Genomic DNA, 20082 nt, shown 5'->3' with positions numbered 1-20082 from the left:
CGCCATGACCGAGACCGGAAGGGCCAGACCGATGGGCACCGAGGACAAGCTCCGCGCCTACCTCAAGCGCGCGACCGTCGAACTGGCGGACACCCGCAGGCAACTCGCCGACGAGGAGGGCCGCCGGCACGAGCCGGTGGCGATCGTCGGCATGGCCTGCCGCTACCCCGGCGGGGTGACGAGCCCCGAGGAGCTGTGGGACCTGGTGGCGTCCGGGGGCGACGCCATCACCGAGTTCCCCGCCGACCGGGGCTGGGACCTGGACGGCCTCTACGATCCCGACCCCGAGGCCGCGGGCAAGTCGTACGTCAGGCACGGCGGCTTCGTCCACGACGCCGGGGAGTTCGACGCGGGGTTCTTCGGCATGAGCCCGCGCAGCGCCCTGGCGACGGATCCGCAGCACCGGCTGTTCCTGGAGTCGTGCTGGGAGGCGCTGGAGCGGGCCGGGATCGACCCGGGCACGCTGCGCGGCAGCCGCACCGGCGTCTACGCCGGATGCATGTACGAGCACTACTCCACCCGGTTCCTGGAGCTGGCCCCCGGCTCGGTCGAGGGCACCCTGTTCACCTCCAGCGCCTCCAGCGTCCTGTCGGGGCGCGTCTCGTACACGCTCGGGCTGGAAGGCCCCAGCCTGACCGTCGACACCGCCTGCTCCTCCTCGCTCGTCGCCCTGCACCTGGCCGTGCAGTCGCTGCGGCGCGGGGAGTGCGCGCTCGCCCTGGCCGGCGGCGTGACGGTGATGGCGTCACCGGTGCCGTTCATCGAGTTCTCGCGGCAGCGGGCGCTGTCGGCCGACGGGCGGTGCAAGTCGTTCTCCGCCTCGGCGGACGGGGCGGCGTGGTCCGAGGGCGTGGGCGTGCTGGTGCTGGAGCGGCTGTCGTCGGCGATCCGCAACGGGCGGCGCGTGCTCGCGGTGATCCGGGGTTCGGCGGTCAACCAGGACGGGGCAAGCAACGGCCTGACCGCCCCCAGCGGCCCCGCCCAGGAACGCGTGATCGGCCAGGCCCTCGCCGACGCCCTGCTGGACACCCGCGACGTCGACGCCGTCGAGGCGCACGGCACCGGCACCCGCCTGGGTGACCCGATCGAGGCCGGGGCGCTGCTGGCCACCTACGGCCGGGGCCGCGCCGACGACCAGCCCGTGTGGGTCGGCTCGGTCAAGTCCAACATCGGCCACACCCAGGCCGCCGCCGGCGTCGCCGGAGTGATCAAGATGGTGCAGGCCATGCGCCACGGCGTGCTGCCGCGCACCCTGCACGTCACCGAGCCCACCGCGCACGTCGACTGGGAGTCCGGCGGCGTCCGCGTGGCCACCGAGGAGGTCGCGCTGCCCGCCGACCGCCCGGCCCGCACCGGCGTGTCCAGCTTCGGCGTCAGCGGCACCAACGCCCACGTCATCCTCGAAGCCGTCCCCGCCCCCACCGGCACGCCCGCCACGACCGGCGAGCCGCTCGTCTGGACCGTGTCCGCCAAGACCGAGACCGCCCTGCGCGCCCAGGCCGCCCGCCTGCGCCGCTACGCCGCCACCGCCACCGACGCCGACCTGCGCGCCACCGGCCGCGCCCTGGCCCGCCGCGCCGCGTTCGCGCACCGCGCCGCCGTCGTCGCCGACGGCCGCGCCGAGCTGCTCGACGCGCTCGACGCCCTCGCCACCGGCGCCCCGCACGCCGCCGCCGTCCTCGGCGAGGCGCTGCCCGCCCCCCGGCCGGTGTTCGTCTTCCCCGGCCAGGGCTCCCAGTGGGCAGGCATGGCCGTCGACCTCCTCGACACCAGCGACGTCTTCCGCGACCGGCTGCTGAGCTGCGACGAGGCACTGCGCCCGCACACCGGCTGGTCCGTCGTCGACGTGCTGCGCGGCACCGGCGGCGCCCCCGCGCTCGACGGCACCGACGTCATCCAGCCCGTCCTGTTCGCCGTCATGGTCTCGCTCGCCGAGCTGTGGCGCTCGCTCGGCGTCCAGCCCACCGCCGTCCTCGGCCACTCCCAGGGCGAGATCGCCGCCGCCTGCGTCGCCGGGGCGCTCACCCTGGAGGACGCCGCCCGCGTCGTCGCCCTGCGCTCCCGCGCCCTGCTGCGGCTCAGCGGCACCGGCGGCATGATGGCCGTCGCCCTGCCCGCCGCCGACACTCAGGCGCGGATCGAGCCGTGGGCGGGCCGCCTCTGGGTGGCCGTGCACAGCGGCCCCGCCTCCTGCGTCGTCGCCGGTGAGGACGCCGCCCTGGACGAGTTCGCCGCCGCCTGCGGCGACGCCGTCCGGACGCGCCGCATCGCCGTCGACTACGCCTCCCACACCCCGCTCGTCGAGCCCATCGCCGAGGAGCTCGCCGCCGCCCTCGACGGCGTACGGCCGCAGGACACCGGCGTCGCCTTCTGCTCCTCCCTCGACGGGCGCTTCGTCGAGCCGGAGCGGCTCACCTCCGGCTACTGGTACGACAACCTGCGCAACCCAGTGCTGTTCGACGAGGCGGTCCGGGCCTTCGCCGGGACCGGCACGCCCCTGTTCGTCGAGTGCAGCCCGCACCCGGTGCTCGGCGCCGACGCCGACGACAGCCGGCACGCCGCCGGCATCACCGCCGGGGTCTGCGCCTCCCTGCGGCGCGGCGCGGGCGACTGGCCGCGCATGCTGGCCGCGCTCGCCCACGCCTGGGTGCTCGGCGCGCCGGTCGACTGGCTCACCGCCCTGGCCGCCGCCCCGTACCCGGCCGCCGAGCCGCCCACCTACGCCTTCGAGCGGCGCCGCTACTGGCTCGGCGACCACGAGGCGCCCGCCCGCCCCGCCGGCGCGGGCATCGACGGCTCCCGGCACCCGCTGCTCGCCGCCGTCGTCCCCGTCGCGGGCGACGCGTACGTGCTGTCCGGCCCGCTGTCGGCGCGGGGCGCGCCCTGGCTCGCCGACCACGCCGTGGAAGGCGGCGCGCTGCTGCCCGGCGCCGCGTTCGCCGAGCTCGCGCTCGAAGCCGGCGCCCACGCCGGGTGCGGCCGCCTGGACGAGCTTGTCATCGAGGCCCCGCTGCCGCTCCCCGACAGCGGCGCCGTCACCCTCCAGGTCACGGTCGACCCGCCCGGCGACGAAGGACGCCGCGCCGTCGCCGTCCACTCCCGCACCTCCGACGGCTGGCAGCGGCACGCCTCCGGCGCCCTCACCCCCGGCGCCCCGCACACGGCCGCGTACCCGTGGGCCGGGACCTGGCCTCCGGAGGGCGCCGAGCCGGTGGAGGTCGACGGCGGTTACGAGCGGCTGGCCGAGCGTGGTTATGAGTACGGTCCCGCCTTCCAGGGCTTGCGCGCGGTGTGGCGGCGCGGCGACGAGCTGTTCGCCGAGGTCGCCCTGCCCGACGGCGTCGACCCCGCGGGGTTCGGCATCCACCCCGCCCTGCTCGACGCCGCGCTGCACCCGCTCGTGCTGGCCGGCGGCGACGACGAGCTGCGGCTGCCGTTCGCGTTCGGCGGCGTCGCCCTGCACGCCTCGCAGGCCCCCGAGCTGCGCGTACGCCTCGCCGTGGACGGCGACGACACGCACGTCGAGGCGGCCGGCCCCGACGGCGCGCCCGTCCTGTCGATCGGCAGCCTGCGCGTCCGCGCCGCCGCGCCCCGCCGCGCCGCCACCGGCACGGCCGCGCACGGCGTGGACTGGGTCGAGGCCCCCGCCGCCGCGGCCGGAGCCGCCGACCCCGTGGTGATCCCGTGCGTCAGCGACCACCCCGACGTGCCGTCCCGCGTGCGCGAGCTGACCACGCGCGTCCTCGACGCCGTCGCCGCGCAGCCCGACGACGCCACCGTGGTCTTCGCCACCCGGCCCGGCGACCCGGCGGCGGCCGCCGTGTGGGGGCTGGTGCGCTCGGCGCAGTCGGAGCAGCCCGGCCGGTTCGTGCTGGCCGAGGCCCAGGAAGGCCACACCGACTGGGCCCTCGTCACCGCCACCGGCGAGCCCCAGGTCCGCGTCGTGGACGGCAAGGCCCTCATCCCGCGCCTGGCCCGCCGCAAGCCCGACCCCCACCCGTTACCCGAAATCTCCGGAACCGTGCTGGTGACCGGCGGCACCGGCGGCCTGGGCGCCCTCGTGGCCCGCCGCCTCGTGACAGGCCACGGCGTACGGGACCTGCTGCTGGTGTCGCGGCGCGGCGAGGCCGCCCCCGGCGCCGCCGGCCTGGTGGCGGACCTGGAAGAGCTGGGCGCCCGCGTCACCGTCGCGGCCTGCGACGTGGCCGACCGCGACGCCCTGGCCGCCCTGCTCGCGGACGTCCCGCTGGCCGGGGTCGTCCACACCGCCGGAGTCCTCGACGACGGCCTCGTCGAGAGCCTGACCCCCGGCCGGATCGACACCGTGCTGCGCCCCAAGGCCGACGCCGCCTGGCACCTGCACGAGCTCACCCAGGACCGCGACCTGGCGTTCTTCGTCCTGTTCTCCTCCCTCGCGGGCGTCCTCGGCAACCCCGGCCAGGGCAACTACGCCGCGGCGAACGCCTTCCTCGACGCCCTCGCCGCCCACCGGCGGGAGCTCGGCCTGGCGGCGGTGTCGATCGCCTGGGGCCTCTGGGACACCGAATCCGGCATGACCGGCGCCCTCACCCAGACGGACGTCGCCAGGCTCGCCCGCGCCGGCATCGCCCCCCTCACCGTCGAGCAGGGCCTCGACCTGTTCGACACCGCGCTCACCAGCCCCGACCCACTCGTCGTCGCCGCCCGCTGGGACACCGCCGGACTGCGCGCCCGAGCCGAGACCGGCGACCTGCCGCCCATGCTCCACGGCCTCGTCCGCGCCCCCCGCCGCACCGCCGGCGCACCCGCCGGAGCCGGACCCGGCGCCCTCGCCGCCCGCCTCGCCACCCTGCCCCGCCAGGACGCCCACCGCCTGCTCGTCGACACCGTACGCGCCCAGGTCGCCGCCGTCCTCGCGCACGGCAGCCCCGACAGCGTCGAACTCGACCGGCCCTTCAACCAGCTCGGCTTCGACTCCCTCACCGCCGTCGAACTGCGCAACCGGCTCAACGCCGACACCGGCCTGCGCCTGCCGCCCACGCTCGTCTTCGACCACCCCACCGTCAACGCGCTGGCCGCCTACCTGGCCGGCGTCCTCGCCCCCGCGCCGCCCTCACCCGAGGACACCCTGCGCATGGCGCTGGAGCAGATCGACGACCTGCTGCTCAACGCCAACGGCGAAGGAGACGCCATCCGAGGCCGGCTCGTACCGATCCTGCAGGGCGCGCTCACCAAGCTCGGCGCCGCCCCCGCGGACGCGGGCGGCGTGATGGACAAGATCGACTCTGCTTCCGACGAGGAGATCTTCGCCCTCATCGACAACGAACTGTGACGACATGACCGCGACCGGAAAGGCTCGACCGATGGGGACCGAGGACAAGCTCCGCGCCTACCTCAAACGCGCAACCGTCGAACTGGCCCAGACCCGCCGCAGGCTCGCCGAGGTGGAGGAGCGCCACGACGAGCCCATCGCCGTCATCGGCATGGCCTGCCGCTACCCCGGCGGCGCCGGCACCGCCGACGGCTACTGGGACCTGCTGCGCGACGGCCGCCACGCGGTCCGCGAGGTGCCGTCCGCCCGCTGGGACATCGACGACTACTACGACCCCGACCCGCGCGCCCCCGGCGGCATCTACACCCGCTACGGCACCTTCCTCGACGACGTCGCCGGCTGGGACGCCGAGTTCTTCGGCCTGTCACCCCGCGAAGCCCTCCGCATGGACCCCCAGCAGCGCATCCTCCTCGAACTCGCCTGGGAAGGACTGGAGAGCGCCGGGCTGTCACCCACCCGCATGCGCGGCAGCCGCACCGGCGTCATGGTCGGCTTCATGGACACCCTCCAGTACGGGCGGCTCCAGATGGAACGCCAGGGCCGCGACGCCCTGTCCGACCCGTACCTCGGCCAGGGCGCCATCCCCAGCGTCGCCGCCGGGCGCATCGCCTACCAGCTCGACCTGATCGGGCCCACCCTCACCGTCGACACCGCCTGCTCCTCCTCGCTCATCGCCGTCCACCTCGCCGCCCAGGCCCTGCGCCGCGGCGAGTGCGACCTGGCCCTCGCCGCCGGAGCGTCCCTGTCGCTGCACCCCACCCTCTACATCCAGGCGTGCGCCGGGCTCATGATGTGCGCCGACGGCCGGTGCAAGACCTTCGACGAGTCCGCCGACGGCTACGTCATGGGCGAAGGCGGCGGCCTCGTCGTCCTCGAACCCCTCTCCAAGGCCCTCGCCAACGGCCGCCGCATCCGCGCCGTCCTGCGCGGCTCCGCCGTCAACCAGGACGGGCGCAGCAACGGGCTCACCGCGCCCAGCCGCAAGGCCCAGGCCGACGTGATCACCCGCGCCCTCGCCGCCGCCCGCGTCACCCCCGGCGAGATCGACTACGTCGAGGCGCACGGCTCAGGCACCCACCTCGGCGACGCCATCGAGCTGTCCGCCCTCCACGACGTCTTCGGCGGCCGGAGCGCCGACCGGCCCCTCCGCGTCGGCGCCGTCAAGACCAACATCGGCCACACCCAGGCCGCCGCCGGCGTCGCCGGGCTCATCAAGACGGTGCTCATCCTGGAGAACGAGCTCATCCCGCCCAGCCTCAACCTCACCACCCCGGCCGCCGCGATCCCCGCCGACGGCACCGTCCAGCCGGTCACCGCACCCGTGCCGCTGCCCCGCCGCGACGACGCCCCCCGCCTCGCCGGCGTCAGCTCCTTCGGCCTCTCCGGCACCAACGCCCACCTGATCCTCCAGGCCGCCCCTCCGCACCCTTCCCCCCAGCCGGAAGCGACCACCCTCGCGTACGCCGGAGCAGCGGCGCCCACCGCAGGACCCACCCACCCCGCAACCCCCGCCCCCACCGGAGCGAGCACGCCCCTCGGAGGGACCTCCAGCGGAGGGGCCTTCCGCGCCGGAGCGGACGCCCACTCCGGTGGGGTCGCCGCCTCGGCCGGAGGGGACGGCCCGGCCCCCATCTCCGCGGGCACCCCTCTCGGAAGGGCGGCCTCGGACGGAGGGCCGGTGCCCGCCGCCGGGGGAGGGGCCGCCTCCCTCGTAGGGGCCACGCCCCTCGGAGGGGCCGCTCACCTCGAGGGGGGGCGCCCCGGGGAGGGGCGGGGTCCCGGGGAGGGGGAGGCCGCCGTGGGCGGACGGGGTGGGGCGCCGTACGTGCTGCCGCTGTCGGCGGCGAGCGGGCCGGCCTTGCGGGAGCAGGCCGAGCGGCTGGCCACCTGGCTGGAGGCGCGCCCCGGGACCGGGCTGGCGGACGTGGCGCACACGCTCCAGACCGGCCGCGCGGAGCTGGACCACCGCCGCGCCCTCGTCTGCGACGACGCCGCCGACGCCGTGGCGCGGCTGCGGGCTCCGGGCGACGGCCACCGGGTCAAGCGCCGCCCCCGCCTGGCGTTCCTGCTGCCGGGCGTCGGCGACCAGTACGCGGGACTCGGCAGGGACCTGTACGCCGCCGAGCCCGTGTACGCCGAGGCCGTGGACCAGTGCGTCGACCTCGTACGCCGCCGCTCCGGCGTGGACCTGCGCCCCCAGTTCTTCCCGCAGGGCGCGACCGCGGCCCCCGCGAACGGCGACCTGGCCGCCCTGCTCGGCCGGTCGGGGGAGACGCGCGACGCCCACGACCCGCTCGACCAGGCGGCGATCGCGCACCCGTTCCTGTTCACCGTCGAGTACGCGCTCGCCAGGCTCCTGCGCCACTGGGGCGTCACCCCGGACCTGCTGGTCGGCTACAGCCTCGGCGAGTACGTGGCCGCCTGCCTGGCCGGGGTGTTCACCCTGGAGGACGCCCTGCACGTGGTCGTGGAGCGCGCCCACCTGATCAGCGCGGTGCCCGCCGGCCGCATGGTGGCGGTGGCGGCCCCGCAGGACCGCGTCCTGGAGGTGCTGGCCGGGACGGGCGCGGAGGTGGACGTCGCCGCCCGTAACGGCCCCGCCATGACGGTGCTGAGCGGCCTGCCGGCCGAGATCGAGGCCGCGACGGCCGCGCTGGCCGCGACCGGCCTGGCCTGCCGCCCGCTCCGGTCGGCGCACGCGTTCCACTCCACGCTGCTGCAGCCGGCCCGCGAGAAGCTCGCCGCGGTGCTCGACACGGTGACGCGCCGCCCGCCGGACATCACGATCGTCTCCAACCTCACCGGCCGCCCGCTGACCGCCGAGGAGGCCACGAGCACCTCGTACTGGGCCGACCAGCTCGTCAGCACCGTCCGCTTCGCCGACGGCGTGCGGCACTGCCTGGAGGAGGACGTGTCGGCGTTCGTCGAGCTCGGCGCGGGACAGACGCTCGGCGGCCTCGTACGGCAGAACCTGACGGGCGGCCGGACCGCCGTCCTCGGCACGCTCGCCCCCCACTGGAACGCGAGCCCCGAGCCCCACGGCGACCTCGTCTCCACCTGCGCCACCCTGTGGGAGCTGGGCGCCCCGGTGAACTGGGACGCGGCCAGGCCGGGCGGCGGGCACGTCGCCGACCTGCCCACGTACCCCTTCCAGCGCACCCGGTTCTGGCCGGAGACGACGGCGCAGCCCGTCGCCGCCGAGCCCGCCCCGGCCGCCGGACCGGCCGACCACCTCTTCGCCCCGCTGTGGCGGCGCGACCCGGCCGCCGCCGCCCCGCCCGCCGGGCTCGCGCTGCCCGGCCCGCTGGTGGTGTTCGCCGACCCGGGCGGCGTCGGCGGCGCGCTCGCCGACCTGGCCGCCGCGTCCGGCGTCCGCGTCGTCGAGGTCGTCCCCGGGACCGGGCCGCACCGCGACGGCCGCCGCCTCACCATCGACCCGTCGGACCCCGCCCAGTACGCGGAGGTCTTCGCGGGGCACGGCGACGGGCCCGTGCACGTGGCGCACCTGTGGAGCCTCGCCACCCCCGCCGCCACGGGCGACGACGACCTGCGCGCCGCCGTCGGGCACGGCTTCGACAGCCTGATGCTGGCCGTACAGGCACTGGGGGAGCGGCCCGCCCGCCTCCTCACCGTCACCCGGGGCGCGGCCGACATCCTCGGCGGCGACGCCACCGCCCCCCACCAGGCGCTCGCCCACGGGCTCGGCCGGGCCGTCCGCCACGAGTACCCGAACCTCACGTGGAGCGGCGTCGACCTCGACCCCGGCGAGCCGCAGCCGCCCGCCGGGACCGCGCAGCAGCTCGCCGCCGAGCTGCTCACCGAGCCCGGCGCGGGCGACACGCCCGAGTCGGCCGACCCGCTCACCGGCTGGCGCCGGGGCCGCCGCTGGACACGCGGCTGGGCCCCGATCCCCGACCGGCCCGGCGCGGAGGGGACGCCGGTGTGGCGGGCGGACGGCGCCTACCTCATCACCGGCGGCACCCGCGGCCTCGGCCTGGCCCTGGCCCGGCACCTCGTACGCGCCGGCGTCCGCCGCCTGGCGCTGCTCGCCCGCACCCCGCTCCCCGACGGCGACGCCGACGTCGCCGCCCTGACGGCGGCGGGCGCCGAGGTGCTGCTCCTCACCGCCGACGCGGGCGTGCCGGACGAGCTGCGCGCCGCCCTGCGGCGGGCGCGCGAACGGTTCGGCCGCCTGCACGGCGTCATCCACGCCGCCGGCCTGCCGGCCGGCGGGCTGCTGCAACGCCGCACCACCGCCGAGGCGGCCCGCGTGCTCGCCCCCAAGGTGTACGCGATGGGCCCGCTCGCCGAGCTGACCGGCCCCGGCACCCCCGAGGAGGAACGGCCCGAGCTGCTCGTCCTCTACTCCTCGGCCGTCACCGCGTTCGGCGGCATCGGCGAGGGCGACTACTGCGCCGCCAACACCGTGCTCGACGCCTACGGCGAGGCCCTGGCCGCCGCCGCGCCCGCCACCCGCGTCGTCTCCGTCGCCTGGGGGCCCTGGCAGCACGACGTGTGGCAGTCGGAGAACCTCAAGGGCAGCGGCGGCCTGGCCGAACGCGTCGCCGACTACCGCGCCCGCTACGGGTTCGCCGACGACGCCGGATGCGCGCTCCTCGACCGGATCGTGGCCGGCGGCCACGGCAGCGTCATGGCCGTCAGGCAGCCGCTGCGCGACGTGCTCGCGTCGTGGACGAGCATGCTCGACCTGGACGGCCTGCTCGCCACGGCCGCCCCCCAGGGCGAGCGCTTCCCCCGCCCCCGGCTCCGCACCGACTACGCGCCGCCCAGGACCGAGGCCGAGGCCAGGATGGCCGACCTGTGGGGCGCCTACCTCGGCATCGACGGCGTCGGCGTGCACGACCCGTTCTTCGACCTCGGCGGCAACTCCCTGACCGGCATGGCCATGGTGCTCGCCATCGAGAAGGACCTCGGCCGCCCCATCGCGCCCGCGGTGCTGTTCGAGCACCCCACCGTGGCCGCGTTCACGGCCGCACTGGACGGCGGCGGCGACCAGGGCGCCCAGGAGGCGCTCTCCACCAGTTCCGCACGGGGGCAGCGGCGGCGCCGGGCCCGTTCCAGCAACCGGAAATGAGGACCCAAGACGTGATCGACGACATCGAAGGAGCCGGCACCGACATCGCGATCGTCGGCATGTCCGGCCGGTTCCCCGGCGCTCCCGGCGTCGCCGAACTCTGGTCCGCCATCCGCGCGGGGGACTCGGGGATCACCCGCTTCACCGACGACGAGCTGCGCGCCGCCGGCGTCCCCGCCGACCTGCTGGACGATCCCGCGTACGTGAAGGCGGCGCCCGTCATCGACGGCGTCGAGGAGTTCGACGCGGCGTTCTTCGGCATCAGCCCGAAGGAGGCGCAGATCCTCGACCCGCAGCACCGGCTGTTCCTGGAGCACAGCTGGGCCGCGCTGGAGGACGCCGGCTGCGACCCCACGCGGTTCGACGGCGCCATCGGCGTGTTCGGCGGCTGCGCCCACAGCTCCTACATGCAGAACAACCTGCTGCCCAGCGGCATCACCGCCGTCATGGGGGACCTGGCCGTCGGCCTGGCCAACGACAAGGACTCCCTCACCACCCGCGTCGCGCACACGCTCGGGCTGACCGGCCCCAGCTACGGCGTGCAGAGCTACTGCTCCACCTCGCTCGTCGCCGTGTGCGCCGCCGCCTCCAGCCTGGCCGGGTTCGAGAGCGACCTGGCGCTCGCCGGCGGCGTCGCCGTCAACGTGCCCCACCGCGTCGGCTACCTCTACCAGCAGGGCGGCATCGCGCCGCCCGACGGCCTGTGCCGCGCCTTCGACGCGCGCGGACTCGGCAGCCCGCTCGGCAGCGGCGTCGGCGTCGTCGCCCTGCGGCGGCTGGAGGACGCGCTCGCCGACGGCGACCAGATCTACGCCGTCATCCGGGGCTGGGCCGTCAACAACGACGGCGGGCGCAAGGTCGGCTTCACCGCCCCCGGCGTCCAGGGGCAGGCCGCGGTCATGGCCGAGGCGCTGGCCGCCGCCGACCTCGAACCCGGCGACATCGACTACATCGAGGCGCACGGCACCGGCACCGCACTCGGCGACGCCGCCGAACTGGCCGCCCTCCAGCAGGTGTACGGCGGCCGGTCGCTGCTGATCGGCTCCGTCAAGCCGAACGTCGGCCACCTCGACCGGGCCGCCGGCGTCACCAACCTGATCAAGGCGGCGCTCGCCCTGCGGCACGACGAGATCCCGCCCACGCTCCACCTGTCGGAGCCGAACCCGCAGCTCGGCACCGGCGAGGCCCGCCTCGACGTCGTCACCCGGCTGCGCGGCTGGCCGCGCGAGGCGGGCCGCATCCGCCGCGCCGGGGTGAGCGCGTTCGGCATCGGCGGGACCAACGCGCACGTGGTGCTGGAGGAGGCGCCGCTCGTCCCCAGGACCGAGGAGGAGCCGCGCCCCGAACCGCTGATCTGGTCCGCCCGCACCGCCGCCGCGGCCGACGAGATGACCGCCCGGCTCGCCGCCCACCTCGCGGCCGACGGACAGGAGCTCCGGCTCGCCGACGTGGCCCACACCCTCCAGGCCGGACGGCAGCAGTTCGGCCACCGCAGGATGCTCGTCGCCGCCTCCCCGGCCGAGGCCGCCGAGGCGCTGGCGGGCGGCGCCGCGCTCGGCCGCGCCGAGACCCGCGCCGACCGGCCCGCCGCCTTCCTCATCGCGGGCGCCGGGGAGCAGTACCCGGGCATGGCTGCCGACCTGTACGCGACCGAGCCCGTCTTCCGCGAGGCGCTCGACGAGTGCCGCACCCGGCTGCGCCGCCTCATGGACGGCGCCGACCCGCTCACCGACCTGCTCGCCCCCCGCCCCGGCCCCGGCTCCGGCGGCGGGCTCGGCGCCCTGCTCGGCCGCACCGCCGAGCCCGCCGCCACCCCCACCGAGACGCTCCAGCCCGCCCTGTTCGCCGTCGAGTACGCGCTCGCCACGCTCGTCCGGTCGTGGGGCGTCGAGCCGGCGATCCTGGCCGGCTACAGCCTCGGCGAGTACGTCGCCGCCTGCCTGGCCGGCGTGCTCACCCTCGACGACGCCGTCGCCCTCGTCACCCACCGCGCCCGCCTCATCGGCGAACTCCCCGAAGGCGCCATGGCCGCCGTGCCGCTGGCCGCCGCCGACGTCCTGGACCGCATCCGCCGCGCCGGCATCACCGGCGTCGGCGTCGGCGCGATCAACGGCCCCGAGCTCACCGTCCTGTCCGGCGAACCGCAGGCCGTCGCCGCCGCCCGGGCGCTCCTGGAGGCCGACGCGGTGCCGTGCCGGCCGCTCGCCACCACCCACGCCTTCCACTCCGCGATGATGGAACCCCTCCGGGACCGCCTCACCGCGTGGATCGCCGCCCACGTCACCCTCCACCCGCCCCAGATCCCGTACGTGTCCAACGTCACCGGCGAGATCGCCACGGCCGGGCAGGTCACCGACCCCGCCTACTGGGCCCGCCACATGTGCGAGCCCGTCCGCTTCCACGACATGCTGCGCACCCTCCTGCGGCACGACGGCGAACCCGCGCTCCTGGAGATCGGGCCCGGCCAGTCGCTGGGCGCCATGGCGCGCGGCCACGCCGACTGCCCGCCGGACCGCTGGCCGCTCGTCGTCGCCACCCTGCCCGGCGCCGCCGACCCGCGCCCCGCCCGCGCCGTGCTCGCCGAGGCCGCCGGGCGGCTCTGGCTCGCGGGCGTCCCCGTCGACTGGGCCGGCTACCGGCAGGACCGGCCCGTCGCCAAGGTCGGGCTGCCCACCTACCCGTTCCAGCGCGAGCGCTTCTGGGTGAACCCGCCCGCCGCCCTCCCCGCCGCCGCCTCGCCCGCCGCCGAGCTCCCGGCGGACGCCGCGCCCCGGGCCGGGCACGTGTCCCTGCTGTCCCCCCGCTGGACCCCCGCCCCGCCCGCGTCGTCCGAGCTCCAGGCCACCCGCTACGTCCTCCTCACCGACGGCCCCGGCGGCGCCGGCGACACCCTCGCCCGGACCCTGCGCGCCACCGGCGCCGACGTCGTCACCGCAGTCCCCGGCGACGCCTTCACCGAGACCCCCGACGGCTGCACGTTCGACCCCGCCGACCCCGCCACCCTCGCCACCCGCCTCACGACGGACGGCCTCACGATCCTCGACCTCCGCCTCCTCACCCCGCCGACCGGCCCCGCCACCCCGTACGGCGGGACCGTCCCGTACGGCGAAGCGGTCCTGGCGCACGGACCCAGCCTCCCGAACGGGGCCGCATCCCCCACCGTCCCGGCCGGAACCCCCGGCCCCGACGGCGGCGCCGGCCCGGACGGCGGCGACGACCGCGACGGACAGGACGGCGAGGTCGGCCCGGACGGCGGCGACGGCCGCGACGGCACCGGCCCCGACGGCGGCAACGCCCACCACACCACCCCCGACACCACCGCAACCTCCCGCACCCCCGACCCCTCCACCACCGACGAGCCCGCAACCCCCGACGGACGGGCGCTCCCCGAAGGGGCCGCCACTTCCGAAGGGCGTGCACTCCCCGAAAGGGCCGCCACCCCCGACGGGCGTGCTCTCTCCGAGAGGGCCGCTGTCATCGGAGGGGATGGGCGGGGGGCGGTGTTGCCCGTGGCGGCGATGCTGGCGGCCTGGGGGGAGGCGACCGCCGAGACGGCGGCGCGGGTGATCGTCGTGACGCGCGGCGGGCAGGCCGTGGCCGCGGGGGAGCGCCCCGACCCGGGGATGGCCGCCGCCGCGACGCTGCCGATGGTCGCCAACCAGGAGTACCTGAACCTCGACTGCGCCACCGTGGACGTGGCCGGGGACGCGGACGCCGCCGAGGTGGCCGAGGCGCTGGAGGCGGAACTCCGCACCCCGCCCGGCGACGTCTTCGTCGCCTACCGCCACGGCACCCGCCTGACCCGCGCCTACACCCCCGACGACGCCACCCCGGCGGACGGGGCCCCGGTGCGGCGGGGCGGGACGTACCTGGTGACGGGCGGGCTCGGGGACGTGGGCCTGCTGCTGGCCGGGCACCTGGCCCGCGCCGGGGCGGGCAGGCTGGTCCTGGCCAGCCGGGGCGGCGTGCCGGACGACCCGGCCCACCCGCGGCGGCACGCGGTCGACGCGCTGCGGGAGCTGGGCGTCGAGGTGAGCGCCCCCCGCGTGGACGTCACCGACCCGGCCGCCGTGCGCGCGCTGCTGGCCGGGCTGGACCGGCTGGACGGCGTCGTGCACGCCGCCGCCGTGACCACGCCCGACACGTTCCGCCCGCTGCGCGAGCTGGACGCGGACGCGGTGGCCCGGCACTTCGACGCCAAGGTCGGCGGCGCGCTGGCGCTGGCCGAGGCGCTGGCGGGCACGGAGCTGACGCCGGACTTCTGCGTGCTGTTCGCCTCCACGTCGTCGCTGCTGGGCGGCATCACGTTCGGCAGCTACGCCGCCGCGAACGCGGCGCTGACGGCGATCGCCCACCGCCACCACGGCGGCGCCACCCGGTGGACGGCCGCGAGCTGGGACACCTGGGCGGTGACGCTCGACCGCATCGAGGGCGGCCTGGGCGCGGCGATGGCGGCGCACTCGATGACGGCGGAGGAGGCCCTGGCGGCCTTCGACCGGGTCCGGGCCGGCGCCGCCCCGCACGTCGTGGTCGCCGCGGGCGGTCTCGACGACCGGCTCCCGCGTGCCATGAGCGCGCCGGGCCCGGAGGCGGCCGGGAGCGGCGACCGCTTCCCCCGCCCCGAGCTGCCCCAGCCGTACACGGCCCCGATCACGCAGGCCGAGCGGGACCTGGCGGCGCTCTGGTCGGAGGTGCTGGGCGTGGAGCCCGTCGGCACCCGGGACAACTTCTTCGACCTCGGCGGCAACTCCCTGGTGGCGCTGCAGATGCTGGCGCTGGTGAAGAAGCGGCACGGGATCGCGGTGCCGACGGTGACCCTGTTCGAGGCGCCCACGGTCGCCACGCTGGCCGCCGTGCTCGACGAGCGCCGTTCCACCGCCGCGCCGCAGGCCGAGCCCGTACGGGCCGCGCGGGTGGAGCGCGTCACCGAGGACGAGGACCGGCGGATCGCGATCGTCGGGATGGCGGGCCGTTTCCCCGGCGCGCCGGACGTGGACGCGTTCTGGCGGAACCTGCGCGAGGGCGTCGAGTCGATCACGTTCTTCTCCGAGGACGAGCTGCTCGCCGCCGGGGCCGACCCCGAGCAGGTGCGCGACCCGGCGTACGTGCCGGCGCGGCCGGTGCTGGACGACGTCGGGGGCTTCGACGCGGCGTTCTTCGGGATGAGCCCGCGCATGGCCGCCATCACCGACCCGCAGCAGCGGGCGTTCCTGGAGGTGTGCTGGGAGGCGCTGGAGCAGGCCGGTTACGCCGCGCCGGAGCGGCGGGGCCGGGTGGGCGTGTTCGGCGGCGCCAACATCAGCACCTACCTGCTGAGGATGACCGACCACCTGCTCGGCGCGGGCGGCAAGGCGGGCTTCAGCGACTTCGAAGTGATCATGGGCAACGACAAGGACGCGCTGCCCACGACCGTGTCGTACCTGCTCGACCTGCACGGGCCGAGCGTCGCCGTGCAGACGTTCTGCTCCACGTCGCTGGTCGCCGCGCACCTGGCGGTGCAGTCGCTGCGCAACGGCGAGTGCGAGCTCGCGCTGGCGGGCGGCGTCTCCATCCGGGTGCCGGACCGCGTCGGCCACCTGTACGGGCCGGGCGGGCAGGAGTCGCCCGACGGGCACGTGCGCACGTTCGACGCGCGGGCCAAGGGCAGCATGTTCGGCGACGGCGCCGCCGCCGTCCTGCTCAAGCGGCTGCCGGACGCGCTGCGCGACGGCGACCACGTCTGGGCGGTGATCCGCGGCACGGCGATGAACAACGACGGCGCGCTCAAGGTCGGCTACACCGCGCCCAGCGTCGTCGGCCAGTCGCGGGTGATCGCCGACGCGATGGCCGACGCCGGCGTCACCGGCGAGGACATCAGCTACGTCGAGGCCCACGGCACCGCCACCGAGCTGGGAGACCCGATCGAGGTGGCCGCGCTCGCCCGCGCCTTCGGCCCGACCAGCGAGCGCCGCTACTGCGCGATCGGGTCGGTCAAGACGAACGTCGGCCACCTGGACCGGGCGGCCGGGGCGAGCGGGCTGATCAAGACCGCGTTCGCGATCCGCGACGGCGTGATCCCGGCCAGCCTGCACTACACCAGCCCCAACCCGGAGATCGACTTCGAGTCGAGCCCGTTCTACGTCAACACCGAGCTGTCGCCGTGGCGGACCCGTGACGGCCGCCCGCGCATCGCCGGGCTGAACTCGCTCGGCATGGGCGGCACCAACGTCCACATGGTGATCGAGGAGCCCCCGGCCGTCTCCCGCGACGCCGAGCCGCAGGGCCGCCGCTACCAGGTGCTGCCGGTGTCGGCCCGCGCCGCCGCGGCGGCCGACGAGGCGTGCCGCAGGCTGGGCCGGCACCTGGCGGCCGAGCCGGGCGTCCGGCTGGCCGACGCCGCGTACACGCTGCAAGCCGGGCGGAAGACGTTCGAGCACCGGCGCGCGCTGGTGGCCGCCGGCGCGGCCGGCGCGGCGGCCGCGCTGGACGGCGGCGCGGGCCTGCTCTCCCGCACCGACACCGCGCAGGGCCGCCGGGTCGCCTTCCTGCTGGCGGGCGTCGGCGAGCAGTACCCGGGCCTGGCCGCCGACCTGCACCGCCACGAGCCGGCCTTCCGCCAGGCGCTCGACGACTGCCTGGCGGCGCTGGCCGGCGTCATGGACGTGACCGGCGTCGCGGACCTGCTCACCGGCGACCGCGCCACCGCCCCCGGCCTGGCCGCCCTCCTCGGCCGGGAGACCGCCTCCGGCGGCGGGCCGGACGGGGCGCGGGCGGCGACGCTGGCGCGCACCGAGCTCGCCCAGCCCGCCCTGTTCGCCGTGGAGTACGCGCTGGCGCGCACCCTCATGGCGTGGGGCGTCCAGCCGGAGATCATGCTCGGCTACAGCCTCGGCGAGTACGTCGCCGCCTGCCTGTCGGGCGTGCTCTCCCTCCAGGACGCCGTCGCGCTCGTCGCCCACCGGGCGAAGCTCATCGCCGAGCTGCCCGGCGGGTCGATGCTCGCCGTCTCGATGCCCGCCGCCGCGCTGGCCCGCCGCTTCCGGCTGGAGGAGCGCGGCCTGGACGTCGCCGCCGTCAACGGCCCCCAGGTCACCGTCGTCGCCGGCCCCGCCGAGCCCGTCGCCGCCCTGGCCGCCGAGCTGCGCGCCGCCGAGATCCCGTGCCGCCCCCTGGAGACCAGCCACGCCTTCCACTCCCGCATGCTCGAACCGGCCGCCCACGACCTCACTCAGTGGGTCAAGGCCAACGTCACGCTCAACCCGCCCGCGCTGCCATACGTGTCGAACGTGACCGGCGACGTCGCGGACGCCGCGCTGGTGTGCGACCCCGGCTACTGGGCGCGGCACATGTGCGCGACGGTGCGGTTCGCCGACGGCGCGGAACGGCTGCTCGCCGACCCGGAGCTGGCCGTCGTGGAGATCGGGCCGGGACAGTCGCTCGGCGCGCTGGTCCGCGCGACCGGCTGCCCGCCCGAGCGGTGGCCGCTGATCACCCACACCATGCCCGCCGCGAGCGACGGCACCCCCGGCGACGAGACGCTGGCCGGCTGCCTGGCCCGGCTGTGGCTGTGCGGCGTCACCCTCGACTGGGACGCCTACCACGGCCGCGACGGCGGCGACGGCGGCGCGGCCGGGGCACCGGGCCGGATCCCGCTGCCCACCTACCCGTTCCAGCGGCAGCGCCACTGGATCGACCCGCCCGCCCGCGCCAAGGCCGTCGCCGCCGAGCCGGAGGACCTGTTCGAGGCCGTCGCCGGGCTGCCCAAGCTGCCCGAGGACCGGTGGCTCTACCTGCCCGTGTGGCGGCAGACCGCGGCCCCCGCGCCCGCCGCCGCTCAGCCGGGCTCCTGGCTGGTGTTCACCCGCGACGGCCTGGCCGACGAGGCCGCCCGCAGGCTGGCCGCCACCGGCGCCACCGTCACCCTGGTCCGCCCCGGCGACGCCTACACCGCGACCCCGGACGGCCACACGGTCCGGCCCGGCAGCGTCGACGACCTCCTCGCCCTGCTGCGCGACCTGCGCGCCGCCGGCCGGCCGCTGGAGCGCGTCGTCCACCTGTGGTCGCTGGAGCCGGGCCCGCACGAGGTCACCGTCACGCGCGGCCTGCACACGCTCGTCGCGCTCGCCCGCGCCGCCGGCGAGTCCGGCATCGGCGGCTGGTCGCTCGACGTGGCCGTCTCCGGCACCCAGCAGGTGCTCGGCGAGGAGGTCGCCGACCCGTCCGGCGCCACCCTGGCCGGACCCTGCCTGGTGATCCCGCTGGAGTACCCCGGCGTGACCACCCGCCTCGTCGACCTGCCCGGCGACCCGGCCGCGACCGACCTGGACGCGCTCACCGCCGAGCTGGCCCGCCCGCACGGCGACCGCACCGTGGCGCTGCGCCGGGGCCGCCGCTGGCTGCCCGGCTACGACCCGATGCCCGTGCCCGACGCCCCCGACCCGCTGCGCGACGGCGGCGTCTACCTGATCACCGGCGGCCTGGGCGGCATCGCCCTCGGCCTGGCCGGTCACCTGGCCCGCGAACGCGCCGCCAAGCTCGTCCTGCTCGCCAGGACCGGCCTGCCGCCCCGCGCCGAATGGCCCGCCGTCCTCTCGGGCGAGCGGCACGCCGGGGAGACCACCAGGCGGCGCGTCGCCGAGGTCACCGCCCTCATCGAGGCGGGCGCCGAGGTCGAGCTCGTCACCGGCGACGCGGCTTCCGCCGCCGACGTGCGCCGCGCCGTCGACGCCGCCCTCGACAGATTCGGCGCGCTGCACGGCGTCCTGCACGCCGCCGGGGTCCCCGCGATGGGGCTCATGCAGTTCAAGCGGCCCGAGGAGCTCGACGACGTGCTCGCCCCCAAGGTCGGCGGCGTCCACGCCGTCGCCGAGGCGCTGCGCATCGGCGAACCCGGCGAGATCCCGCTCGACTTCCTCGCCCTGTTCTCCTCCATCACCTCCGCCACCGGCGGCGGCCCCGGCCAGGTCGACTACTGCGCCGCCAACGCCTACCTGGACGCCTACGCCTGCCGGCTGGCCGCCACCGGCCGCCGCGTCGTCGCCATCGGCTGGGGCGAATGGACGTGGAACGCCTGGGAGGCCGGGCTCGACGGCTACGAGGAGGCGCTGCGCGACTTCTTCCGCGACAACCGGGCCAGGATCGGCATCGGCTTCGACGACGGCTGGCGCTCCCTGCGGCGCGCCCTGGCCACCGGCGAGCCGCGCGTCGTCGTCTCCACCCAGGACTTCCCCACCCTCGTCGCCGGCAGCGCCCGCTTCACCCTGGAGGCGGTGACCTCGCCCGGCCTGGGCGGGACCGGCGGCGAACGGCACCCCCGCCCCGAACTGCTCACCCCCTACCAGGAGCCGTCCGGCCACGCCGAGGAGACCATCGCCGCGATCTGGGCGGAGTCGCTGCGGCTGGAACGCGTCGGCGTGCACGACAACTTCTTCGAACTCGGCGGCAACTCCCTGCTCGGCGTCTCGATCGTGGCGGCGGTCCGCCGCGCGTTCGAGCTGGCCGAGCTGCCGCCGCACATCCTCTACGAGTCGCCCACCGTGGCCGCGCTCGCCGGCACCGCCGAGGCCCTGGCCTCCGGCACGGCGCCCGCGGCCGCCGACCCAGGCGGCAGCCAGGTCCGCGCGCAGCTGCGCAGATCCGGGCTCGAAGCCTCCGCCGCCCGCAGACGCGGCCGGTGACACCCCAACCTGAAGGAGCG

3 protein-coding genes are annotated in these 20082 nt (G+C 76.9%); all 3 read left to right on the top strand.

Features of this window, described 5'->3' with window-relative positions; all coding sequences use genetic code 11:
• The first annotated feature begins 4 nt into the window (after nt 1-4).
• From ACBI99_RS21720 to ACBI99_RS21710, 3 genes are read left to right on the top strand one after another with little or no spacing between them, the layout of a single operon-like run.
• Nucleotides 5-5311 carry a type I polyketide synthase gene (locus tag ACBI99_RS21720; protein WP_375073264.1) on the top strand — a complete coding sequence of 1769 codons (5307 nt, stop codon included), beginning with the start codon at nt 5-7 and terminating at the stop codon, nt 5309-5311.
• A gap of 31 nt (nt 5312-5342) precedes the next feature.
• Nucleotides 5343-10406, top strand: coding sequence for an SDR family NAD(P)-dependent oxidoreductase (locus ACBI99_RS21715; RefSeq protein WP_375073262.1), 5064 nt, complete (start codon nt 5343-5345; stop codon nt 10404-10406).
• The gene (locus tag ACBI99_RS21710) at nt 10403-20062 is read left to right on the top strand and encodes an SDR family oxidoreductase (RefSeq protein ID WP_375073260.1); all 9660 of its coding nucleotides are present in this window, start codon (nt 10403-10405) and stop codon (nt 20060-20062) included. The genes ACBI99_RS21715 and ACBI99_RS21710 overlap by 4 nt, the downstream gene beginning before the upstream one ends.
• The last annotated feature ends 20 nt before the right edge of the window (nt 20063-20082 follow it).

Source organism: Nonomuraea sp. ATR24 (assembly GCF_041950485.1).
GTDB classification, from domain to species: domain Bacteria; phylum Actinomycetota; class Actinomycetes; order Streptosporangiales; family Streptosporangiaceae; genus Nonomuraea; species Nonomuraea ceibae.
The sequence above is the reverse complement of the archived record's forward strand: the minus strand, read 5'-3'. Positions and strand labels throughout refer to the sequence as shown.